Here is an 11,428-nt window from a genome sequence, read left to right as displayed (position 1 = left end):
TCTGCTAAAAATCAAACAGATTTATTTTGTTAATACATTCTAAAAAACCAATGGTTGATTACTTCTAAAGATATTACACATAAATATGGACTTGACTCTTTTTATTGGATTAACTCCTTTAATAATCCAAGTAGAGCACCTTTTATTGGATTAACCACCTCAATAATCCAAGTAGAACACCTTTTGTTGGATTAACTCCGACAATAATCCAAGTAGACCACTTTTTATTGGATTAACTCCTTTAATAATCCAAGTAGAGCACCTTTTATTGGATTAACCACCTCAATAATCCAAGTAGAACACCTTTTATTGGATTAACTACTGCAATAATCCAAGCACACGCACCTTTATTGGATTAACAATTTGGAAGACAAAGTATTTTATAGATTATCAATTGGTACATTATTAGAAATTTATATAAGGGAAGTTGTAATAAGTAAATATTTTTATAGAATTAATTCTAAAAATGTATTGCACGGAATAATCTAATGATTTATACTAAATTTAGTAAGCGTTTACATACAAGGGGATCAAAACTTTCTGGGGGAAATTTTGATTAATAAAATTCGGTTAACAGAGTATTCTAAAGGGGGATACTCTGTTTTTTTTGGTGTCTTTGGCTATTTTACGTTATAATATGTGAGACATTTCGAAAGGATGGCCAAAAACAATGAAACAAATTATGCTTAAAAATGGTAAAGAAGATAAATATTTTAGAGGATATCCATTAGTCGACAAAGATGACATTTTTGAAATGCCAAGTATGGATGAAGGTGAATTAGTAGCTTTAGTAGATGCTGGGAAAAACTTTATCGCTACTGCTTATTATGGTGAGCAAAACAAAGGTATAGGTTGGGTATTATCTTTAGATTCCACTGAAAAAATAGACCACAAGTTTTTCGTTAAGTTATTTAAACAAGCAATTCAAGAACGTGAATATTTTGAAAATGTAGATGGCATTAATGCTTATAGGTTATTTAATGCTGAAGGTGACGGAATTGGTGGATTAACAATTGATAACTACGATGGGCATTTGTTATTACAATGGTACTCAGTCGGTATTTATCGTTTGAAAGATAGAATTTTGCCAGCTATTCAAGAAGTTTTCGAATATAAATCTATCTTTGAAAAAAGGAGATTTAAAGGAATGGAAACATCTTCTGATTTCGTAGAAGGTGACGCGCCAGAATTTCCTTATGTAATTGAAGAGAATCATCTATTTTATAATGTGAATTTAGATGACGGACCAATGACTGGCATTTTCCTAGATCAAAAAGAAGTACGAAAAAAAATACGCGACCATTATAGCGAAGATAAAGATATACTGAACTTATTTAGTTACACTGGTGCATTTTCAGTTGCAGCAAGTGAAAATGCTAAAAGTACAACAAGTGTTGATTTGGCAAATCGAGCTAGAACATTAACTGAAGGAAACTTTGGATTAAACGCCATGGATTTAAATAATAACCATATATTTATTATGGATGTTTTTGATTACTTTAAATACGCTTTAAGACATGGTTTAAGCTATGATGTTATTGTCATTGATCCACCAAGTTTTGCTCGTAATAAGAAAAAGACTTTTAGTGTACAAAAAAACTATCCTGAACTAATTGAAGGTGCTGCTTCATTACTTAATGAAACAGGTACTTTAGTATTAAGTACAAATTCAAGTGCGTTTCCGCAAAAAGCATTTAAAAAAATGATAAATCAAACGTTGGATTTATTAGAGCTAGATTATACAATTTCCGATGTGATGGGGTTACCTAAAGACTTCAAAACGCACCCTCATTATAAACCAAGTAAGTACTTGAAAGTTGTTTTTGTACAGATAAATGGTTAAATTTTTCGAAAAAAGGTATATTTTACTATTCATTAAATTAATAATGAACTGTGAGGAGAATGATTAAAATGGGAATTATAAACAAAATCACTTCAAAAGCTGGAAATAAAGCGTTAGGTATTGAAGAAATAAAAAAACGTTCTGAATTACCAACAACAGAAACTGAATTATTGGAACGAAGAAAAAGAGCTCAAGATCTCGTTCAAAAAAAATCATTAATGTCATCTGCAGCTAATGTTGTGCCGATACCTGGTTTAGGCGTAGGTATGGATATAAAATTAATGGGAGACATCATAGAAGATATTAATAAGATTTACGGATTGAGCCATAAGCAAGTCAATAAAATGCAAGATGATTTAAAACAAAAAGTTTTAACTTCAGCAGCTATGAAAGGTAGTCAATTCATAGGTCAAAAAGTAACGAATGCTATGGTTAAAGTATTTTTTAAATCGGTTGTAAAAAGAGAAGCTGCGAAGCAATCTAGATGGGTACCTCTTGTTGGACAAGCAGTAGCTGGTTCAATAAGTTACTATTTAATGAAAAAAATGGGCGAAGATCACATTAAAAAATGTGAGAAAGTCATAAATGATTTTTTACGTCCATCATAATTAATCCTGTGACTGTCAACAAGTCTTTAAGACGAGTTGGCAGTCTTTTTTGTAAAATAAATTACATTTAAGTTAACGTTTGCATTATGAATGAAAACGGTTTATAACTCTAATTGTGAACTAAAGTTTGTAAAACAAACAAATGTTTGTGAGGTGAAAATTTTGAACGAGAATGAAAGATTAATTTTAAATTTAATCAAAGAAAACCCGTTTATTTCTCAACAAGAATTGTCAGAGAAAGTTGGCTTATCAAGGCCAGCAGTTGCAAATATCATTTCTGGCTTAGTTAAGAAGGAATATGTTCAAGGGAAAGCTTACGTCTTAAACGAACAAAATCCAATTGTTTGTATAGGTGGTGCTAACATTGATCGTAAATTCCATATTACTGAGCAATTAATTCAAGGTACTTCTAATCCTGTAACATCAGAAACGTCAATAGGTGGTGTTGCAAGAAACGTCGCTGAAAATCTAGGACGTATAGGTGAAGACGTATTGTTGTTAACAACTGCTGGAAATGATGCAGAATGGCAACATATTTCTGATTTGTCATCTCCATTTATGAATGTTGATTACGCTGAAAATATTTCGAGTGAAGCAACAGGTAGTTATACAGCTTTGTTAGATCAAGATGGCGACATGACTTTAGGTCTAGCTGATATGTCTGTATATGATAAAATCACACCTGAATTTATGATAAAAAACACATATTTGCTTAATAAAGCTAAATGTATGATTGTTGATTTAAATTGTCCGAGAGAAACATTAGAATTTCTATGTGCTTATGCTGAAAAGAAAGGTATCAAACTTATCATCATTGCTGTTTCAGGGCCGAAAATGAACCATTTACCACATAATTTACATGCAGTAGATTGGATTATTATGAATAAAGATGAAGTAGAAGCTTATGTTGGTAAAAAAGCAGAAACTGATGAACAGTTAAAATCTTATATTTCTGAAATTAGCAAACAAGGTGCAAAAAATATCATTGTCACTTCTGGTAAAGAACAAATCTTTTATGAAGGACAGGAAGGTATTTTAGAATTTAGTGTAACACCAGTTAAACAAGTAGTAGATGTAACTGGGGCAGGAGATGCATTTACATCAGCTTTGATTTACGGTTGGCTTACGTCCTATGACATAGAACAAATTGTTAAACTTGCTAAAGCAAATGCAGCAAAAACTATTCAAACACCATTTACAGTTAGACAAGATTTACATGAGAAACAACTTATAAAAGACATGGAGGAATTATAATGGAAAACTATATTCAATTTTCAGAAGAAGTAGAACAAGCTAAAAAGGAAGGTAAAGCAATTATTGCTTTAGAATCTACAATTATTTCACACGGCATGCCTTATCCTCAAAACGTGGACATGGCTAAAAAGGTAGAACAAATTGTAAGAGATAACGGCGGTGTACCAGCAACAATCGCTATTATAGATGGCACTATTAAAGTCGGTTTAAATGATGAAGAATTAGAATTACTAGCAAGTGCTGATGACGTAGCAAAAGTATCAAGAAGAGACATTGCTGAAATACTTGCAACTAAGAGAATTGGTGCAACGACTGTTGCTTCAACTATGATTTGTGCACAATTAGCTGACATCCAATTCTTCGTAACAGGTGGTATTGGTGGGGTTCATAAAGGTGCTGAACAAACGATGGATATTTCAGCTGACTTAGATGAACTATCAAAAACGAAAGTAGCAGTAGTTTGTGCAGGTGCTAAATCTATCTTAGACTTAGATAAAACTTTAGAGTACTTAGAAACTAAAGGTGTACCTGTAGTTGGTTATCAAACAGATGAATTACCAGCATTCTTTACTCGTGAAAGTGGATTGAAATTAAACACGAGAATTGATGATGTAAAAACAATTGCTAAATTAGCTGAAGTTCAATGGGATTTAGGCTTAGATTCAGGCATTGTTATAGCAAATCCGGTACCAGAAGAAGATCAATTAGAACCATCATTTATTAATGGAATCATTGATAATGCAGTTAAAAAAGCAGAAGAACAAGGTATTCATGGTAAAGACTCAACGCCATTCTTATTAGGAGAAATTGTTAAACAATCTGAAGGTAAATCTTTAGAAACGAATATTAAACTGGTTTATCATAACGCAAAAATTGGTACACAAATTGCAGTTGAATATGCAAACTTGTCAGATTAATAATAAATGCACCAAAATGTTGCATACTTATGTAATTTGATTGAATTGTATCTATTTTTTTGATATTCTTTATTCGTATAGATAAAATTTGATTTTATACAAATTAAATAATGGCTTTAGAAGGAGACAATAAAATGGAACAAAAATCTTACGTAATTATTGACGAAACGGGTATTCATGCAAGACCAGCTACTATGTTAGTTCAAACTGCATCTAAATTTGATTCAGATGTTCAATTAGAATATAACGCTAAAAAAGTTAACTTAAAATCAATCATGGGTGTAATGAGCCTTGGTGTTGGTAAAGACGCTGAAATTACTATCTACGCTGAGGGTAGTGATGAGAAAGAAGCGATCGAAGCTATTACAGACGTATTATCTAAAGAAGGTTTAACAAAATAATGTCTGAAATATTAAAAGGTATAGCTGCATCTGATGGTGTAGCTATTAGTAAAGCTTATTTACTAGTTGAACCTGATTTATCATTTTCAAGTGAAAATATCAGCGATGTAGACGGCGAAGTTGAAAAGTTTAAAGCTGCTGTGAATCAATCAAAAGTTGAACTAACTCAAATTCGTAATAATGCTGAAAAGCAACTTGGTGCTGATAAAGCTGCAATTTTCGATGCACATTTATTAGTGTTAGAAGATCCAGAGTTATTAAATCCAATTGAAGAAAATATACGCAATAATAAAGTGAACGCTCCAACTGCATTACAAGAAGTATCTAATAATTTCATTAGTATTTTTGAAAATATGGATAATGAGTATATGAAAGAGCGCGCTGCAGATATACGAGACGTATCTAAACGTATATTAGCTCATATTTTAGGAGTAGAATTACCAAATCCTAGTATGATTAATGAAAGCGTTATTATTGTAGGGGAAGATTTAACACCATCTGATACAGCACAACTTAACAAAGAGTTTGTTAAAGGTTTTGCTACAAATATTGGTGGAAGAACTTCGCACTCTGCAATTATGAGTCGTTCTTTAGAAATACCTGCAGTAGTAGGTACAAAAGATATAACTGACCGTGTTAAACATGGTGATAGCTTAATCATTGACGGATTAACTGGAGACGTAATCATTGATCCTAGCGAAGATGAAGTTCTTGCTTATGAACAAAAGCAAAAAGACTTTTTTGCTGAAAAACAAGAGCTTGCTAAGCTAGTAAATGATGATTCAGTTTCTAAAGATGGTGTTCATGTTGAACTTGCTGCTAATATTGGAACACCGAATGATTTAGAAGGTGTTAAAAATAACGGTGCACAAGGTATCGGCTTATATCGTACTGAATTCTTATACATGGGAAGAGACAATATGCCTTCAGAAGATGAACAATTTGAAGCATATAGCAAAGTATTAAAAGAAATGGATGGCAAACGTGTTGTCGTGCGTACTTTAGACATTGGTGGAGATAAAGAATTATCTTATTTAAACTTGCCTAAAGAAATGAATCCATTCTTAGGATACAGAGCTATTCGCCTATGTTTAGATCAAACAGATATATTTAGAACACAATTAAGAGCATTATTACGTGCATCTGAATATGGAAAGTTAAACATCATGTTCCCAATGATTGCAACTATCCAAGAATTCAGAGATGCTAAAGCAATCTTACTTGAAGAGAAAGAAAAATTAGTTTCTGAAGGTGTTAAAGTTGATGATGATATCGAAGTAGGTATCATGGTAGAAATACCAGCAACTGCAGCATTAGCTGACATCTTTGCTAAAGAAGTAGATTTCTTTAGTATCGGAACTAATGATTTAATTCAATATACTATGGCTGCTGACCGTATGTCAGAACGCGTTTCGTATTTATACCAACCATATAACCCAGCAATTCTTCGCTTAATTAAGCAAGTAATTGAAGCTTCACATAAAGAAGGTAAATGGACTGGTATGTGTGGTGAAATGGCTGGCGATAACACAGCTGTTCCATTATTACTTGGATTAGGTCTAGATGAGTTCTCTATGAGCGCAACAAGTATCTTAAAAGCTAGAAAACAAATAAAAGAATTAGACCAAAAAGAAATGCAAGAATTAGCTAATAGAGCTATTAACTGTGCGACTTCTGAAGAAGTTGTAGAATTAGTTAATGAATTAGCATAAATTGAGTTTAATTTTATATATAAAGAGGGATTTCTTAATTATTAAGAAATCCCTCTTTTTTATAAAAATTATTTACCTTTTAAATAAAATATAGCAATTTCAGGATTGCAAAATACTCTAATCGGTAACCTAGTCATACCAATCCCTTTATTAACATAAAGATATTGCCTATGTCTAATTTGATATAGACCTTGCTTGTATTTCTTACCGAGTGCAGGTGTATGCAACGCACCGAATACAGGAAGTCGTATTTGTCCACCATGGGTGTGGCCAGATAAAACGAGATTTATATTTGGGTTGAGTAATCGAACTTTATCAGGTTCATGCATTAAGCAAACTCTAAAATCAATATAATCATCTTTGTCATAAAATGAGTTACTAAAATTTGGTTGACCGAAACATAAATCATCAATGCCGTAAATAGAAAGATTGCCAGCACAGGTTTTGACTACTTGTGTTTCATTTAATAAAACATTAAACCCTGAAAGTTTCATGATTTTTATAACAGTACTGATACTATTGGAACCATAGTCATGGTTTCCTGGAACAAAAAATTTGCCATATTTTGATTTAAGGGTTATGAATAAAGGTATAACTAGATAAGGGTCAAATTTAATTTTGCCGATATCATCAAAGCAATCACCAGTTAAACATATGATATCAGGTTGCATATTATTAATTTTGATTACAAGTTGGTGTAATGATTCTAAGCCAGAGTAATAACCAATATGCAAATCTGTTATATGGACAATTTTTAAGTTAGATTTGAGTTCAGTGTAAAATGTGTGCTTGAGCGTTACTATATCAGAAGTAGGGAAATTTATTTTCATTGTGTTATACCTAGTGCTTTATTAAATGATTCAATATCTACTTGGTAGAATACTTTATCATCAATTAAAACAGTTGGAGTCGAAAAACTATCTAAGTCGATAAGTTCTGATTTGTATTTTGAGTTTTTAATATTTTTTTCTGTATAGTCAATTTCATTTTGATCAAAGTACTGTTTTACAAATTGACAAGGTGGGCATTGATCTTGTGTATAAATTATGACGTTTTTCATTGAATTCACCTCTACTTTATATAGTCATATTATAATGATTTGTTAGCTTATTCAACGGATTAGCATAATGATGACATGAATTTGTCATGATTTGTTAAAACTTTTAGATTTTATTAAGTAATAATTTGTTGTATAATGAATTTAAATTGTGATATAAATCACATACGTTGAATGGAGGAATATTATGGATGCAGTAGTTGTAAGTCGTTTACTAACTGCAATGACATTAGGTTTTCATATTATATTTGCAACGATAGGTGTAGGTATACCGCTAATGTTTGCTATCGCAGAATTCATAGGGATTAAGAAAAATAATCCTATGTATATTGCAATGGCTAAACGATGGTCAAAAGGTTACACAATAACTGTAGCAGTCGGTGTAGTTACGGGAACAATTATCGGGCTACAATTATCATTATTATGGCCATCATTTATGCAGTTAGGTGGACAAGTTATTGCCCTTCCATTATTTATGGAAACATTTGCATTTTTCTTTGAAGCAATTTTCTTAAGTATTTATTTGTACACTTGGGATAGATTTAAAGGAAGATGGACACACTTTTTAATTAACTTACCAGTTATTATAGGTGGGACATTCTCAGCGTTTTTCATTACATCAGTGAACTCTTTCATGAATACGCCTGGAGGATTTGATTTTATCAACGGTAAATTGATGAATATTGATCCAGTTGCAGCTATGTTTAACGCTTCATTTGGAGTACGTTCATTTCACGTTGTAGCAACAGCGTTTATGACTGCCGCATTTATTTTAGCAAGTATAGCAGCTTATAGACTTATTAAAAATAAATTCATCGATGATAGAGAATATCATAAAAAAGCACTTAAATTAACAATGATAGTTGGTTTGGTTGCGAGTTTATTATCAATGCTTGCAGGGGATTTATCAGCTAAATTTTTACATGATGAACAACCTGAAAAATTAGCAGCTATGGAATGGCACTTTGAAAGTGAATCCAAGGCCGATTTAGTATTATTTGGTTATGTAGATGAGAAGAGTCAAGAAGTTAAAGGCGCTATTAAAATTCCTGGTGCTTTAAGTTTCTTATCTGATAATAACTTTAATACAGAAGTGAAAGGTTTAAATGACTTTAAGAGTGATGAAACACCACCACTCATTATACATTACTTCTTTGACTTAATGGTATTCTTTGGAGTTTATTGTTTTGTTGTATCAGCACTGTTTGTTGTTTTAAAATGGACGGAAAAATGGTCGCAATTTAACAAACCATTATTATACTTAACTGTGCTAACTGGACCATTAGCAATGCTAGCGATTGAATGTGGATGGTTCTTAGCAGAAATGGGTAGACAACCATGGATTTTAAGGGGCTATTTAAAAGTGGCACAAGCTGCTACAAACGCTGATGGTTTAAGTCTAGTGTTTATTGCTTTTGCTATACTTTATTTAGTACTCGGTATTTCATCAAGTTATGTATTAATCAGAATGTTTAGTCACAGTAAAGCAACAGATGATGTAAATAAAGTTATAGAAAGAAGGGGTGAAGTATAATGGATTATCAACACATAGGTGTCACAGTACTTTGGCTCTTCTTATATGGCTACATTGTTATCGGTGCAATTGATTTCGGGGCAGGATTCTTTTCTTTCCATGCGAAATTAACTAAACAAGATCATATTATAAATGGATTGATCTCCAGATATTTAAACCCTGTTTGGGAAGTTACAAATGTATTCTTCGTATTCTTCTTTGTAGGAATCGTTGGCTTCTTCCCAGATTCAGCTTACTACTTTGGTTCAACATTATTGATACCAGGAAGTATAGCTCTAATATTATTAACAATTCGTGGTAGTTTCTACGCATTTGAAAACTACGGACAAGATAGTAAATTATCATGGTTGTTCTTGTATGGTGCTACTGGTTTGCTTATTCCGGCATCATTATCGACAATTTTAACAATTGCTGAAGGTGGATATATTAAAGAAACATCAAGTGGTGTTCACTTAGAATGGATGACACTATTATTAAGTCCTTATGCTTGGGCAGTAGTGTTCTTAGCTATTATCTCAGTACTCTATATCTCATCAGGTTTCTTAACGTACTATGCTAATAAAGCTAAAGATACTGAAGCTTATCATTTATTAAGACAATGGTTCTTAATTTGGGCACTTCCAATGATTATTATTTGTCAGTTTGTTTTCTTATCATTAAGACAACATAATGAAAGACACTTTACCAATGCGATTGAAAATTATTGGTGGTTATTTGCTTTAAGTATGGTATTCTTCATTATTGCTGTAGTATTGATATATCTTAAAAAGGCGCATGGTTTTGCATTTACGATGATTCTGTTACAATTTGGAACAGCATTCTTTGGATATGGCTTAAGTAAATTACCTTATATACTTGAACCATATATTAATATTGATAAAGCTGTCGTAAATGAACAAATGGCGCTTATGTTAGTCATAGCATTTATTTTAGGTTTACTTTTACTAGTTCCATCGCTTATATTATTATTAAGATTGTTTATCTTTGATGCAGATTACGTTAAAGGTAAAAAATAATTTCAGGATAAGTATGGAGGCGTATCATGAGTAAAGAATATGTAGTAATTGGCTTAGGGCGTTTTGGTGGTAGTATTGTTAGAGAATTAAACGCGCTAGATATGGATGTAATGGCCATTGACTCAGATGAAGCTAGAGTGAATGAATTTAGTGATATTGCCACACATGCTGTTATAGCAGATACAACTGACGAAGCGGTTATGAAAAGTTTAGGTATACGTAACTTTGATCATGTCATTGTAGCGATAGGTGAGAATATACAGGCAAGTACTTTAACAACGTTAATTCTTAAAGAGTTGGGTGTAAAGAAAGTAACAGCTAAAGCTCAAAATGATTATCATGCGAAAATTTTGAATAAAATTGGTGCAGATACCGTAGTACATCCAGAAAGAGATATGGGTAGAAGAATTGCACATAACGTTGCAAGCGCATCTGTATTAGATTATTTAGAGTTATCGGATGAATATTCAATTGTTGAAATAAAAGCAGGAGAAAAGCTTGCAGGTAATTCTATACTGGAATTGGATGTCCGAGCTAATTACGGCATTAATATAATAGCTGTAAAAAGAGGTAAAGATATTATTGTAGCACCAGATCCAAATGAAAGTATTGAATTTAATGATATTTTAATTGTTATCGGACACGACAATGATTTAAATCGTTTTGAAAAGAAATTAGTAAATGAATAATACAAAATAAGGGAGTGGGAAAGAAATCTCATTTTATTAAAAAGATTTCGTAGTCCCACCCCAGCAAGGGTGACTAGGTATGAAAAAAACTTGTTATAAGCGCATTTTCATACCAGTCATCTACTGCCAATACAAAAATAAGAGCCTAGGACATAAATAATTGTCCTAGGCTCTTATTTTTAAATTTTACCCTAAACACATATGATACATTACTCTAACGAGCAAGAAATTTGAGACAAGCTCGTTACATTTTCTAATGAGCTAGTGATTATAAATAAGCCCGTTAGCGCGATGTTATTCAGTCAAGTCCATATTTATGTGTAATATCTTTAGAAGTAATCAACCTTTGGTTTTTTAGAATGTATTAACAAAATAAATCTGTTTGATTTTTAGCAGA

General features: G+C 32.0%; 11 protein-coding genes. 9 read left to right on the top strand and 2 right to left on the bottom strand.

All coding sequences use genetic code 11. From position 1 onward, the window contains the following. The first annotated feature begins 670 nt into the window (after window positions 1–670). From CD135_RS11675 to ptsP, 6 genes are all read left to right on the top strand, one after another. The gene (locus CD135_RS11675; protein WP_103269513.1) at window positions 671–1,843 is read left to right on the top strand and encodes a class I SAM-dependent rRNA methyltransferase; all 1,173 of its coding nucleotides are present in this window, start codon (window positions 671–673) and stop codon (window positions 1,841–1,843) included. A gap of 68 nt (window positions 1,844–1,911) precedes the next feature. Further along, the gene (locus CD135_RS11670) at window positions 1,912–2,451 is read left to right on the top strand and encodes a DUF697 domain-containing protein (RefSeq protein WP_064211306.1); all 540 of its coding nucleotides are present in this window, start codon (window positions 1,912–1,914) and stop codon (window positions 2,449–2,451) included. A gap of 162 nt (window positions 2,452–2,613) precedes the next feature. Next, window positions 2,614–3,705, top strand: a complete 1,092-nt coding sequence (locus tag CD135_RS11665) for a carbohydrate kinase (RefSeq protein WP_103269512.1) — start codon at window positions 2,614–2,616, stop codon at window positions 3,703–3,705. Further along, on the top strand, window positions 3,705–4,622 hold the full coding sequence (locus CD135_RS11660; protein ID WP_016999678.1) for a pseudouridine-5'-phosphate glycosidase: 918 nt from the start codon (window positions 3,705–3,707) through the stop codon (window positions 4,620–4,622). The genes CD135_RS11665 and CD135_RS11660 overlap by 1 nt, the downstream gene beginning before the upstream one ends. A 134-nt stretch (window positions 4,623–4,756) precedes the next feature. After that, entirely contained in the window at window positions 4,757–5,023 is a 267-nt protein-coding gene (locus tag CD135_RS11655) for a phosphocarrier protein HPr (protein WP_016999679.1), read from the top strand. Further along, entirely contained in the window at window positions 5,023–6,735 is a 1,713-nt protein-coding gene (ptsP, locus tag CD135_RS11650; RefSeq protein ID WP_016999680.1) for a phosphoenolpyruvate--protein phosphotransferase, read from the top strand. The genes CD135_RS11655 and ptsP overlap by 1 nt, the downstream gene beginning before the upstream one ends. Before the next feature lie 68 nt (window positions 6,736–6,803). On the opposite strand, the gene CD135_RS11645 is transcribed toward ptsP, so the two are convergent. Beyond that, entirely contained in the window at window positions 6,804–7,565 is a 762-nt protein-coding gene (locus CD135_RS11645; protein ID WP_016999681.1) for a metallophosphoesterase, read from the bottom strand. Beyond that, window positions 7,562–7,795, bottom strand: a complete 234-nt coding sequence (locus CD135_RS11640; protein ID WP_016999682.1) for a glutaredoxin family protein — start codon at window positions 7,793–7,795, stop codon at window positions 7,562–7,564. The genes CD135_RS11645 and CD135_RS11640 overlap by 4 nt, the downstream gene beginning before the upstream one ends. A gap of 184 nt (window positions 7,796–7,979) precedes the next feature. Between CD135_RS11640 and CD135_RS11635 the strand changes: the two genes are divergently transcribed. Genes CD135_RS11635 through CD135_RS11625 form a run of 3 tightly spaced genes read left to right on the top strand, consistent with a single transcriptional unit; the run spans window position 7,980 to window position 11,031 of the window. After that, window positions 7,980–9,326 (top strand): cytochrome ubiquinol oxidase subunit I, encoded by a 1,347-nt coding sequence (locus tag CD135_RS11635; RefSeq protein WP_103269511.1) that lies wholly within the window; start codon window positions 7,980–7,982, stop codon window positions 9,324–9,326. Further along, entirely contained in the window at window positions 9,326–10,342 is a 1,017-nt protein-coding gene (locus CD135_RS11630) for a cytochrome d ubiquinol oxidase subunit II (RefSeq protein ID WP_016999684.1), read from the top strand. Before CD135_RS11635 ends, CD135_RS11630 begins: the two co-directional genes overlap by 1 nt. A 26-nt stretch (window positions 10,343–10,368) precedes the next feature. Then, window positions 10,369–11,031, top strand: coding sequence for a potassium channel family protein (locus CD135_RS11625; RefSeq protein WP_016999685.1), 663 nt, complete (start codon window positions 10,369–10,371; stop codon window positions 11,029–11,031). Window positions 11,032–11,428: the final 397 nt, after the last annotated feature.

Source organism: Mammaliicoccus lentus, assembly GCF_002902755.1.
In the GTDB taxonomy this organism is placed as follows: Bacteria; Bacillota; Bacilli; order Staphylococcales; family Staphylococcaceae; genus Mammaliicoccus; species Mammaliicoccus lentus.
This window is presented reverse-complemented; position numbering and strand designations above follow the sequence as displayed.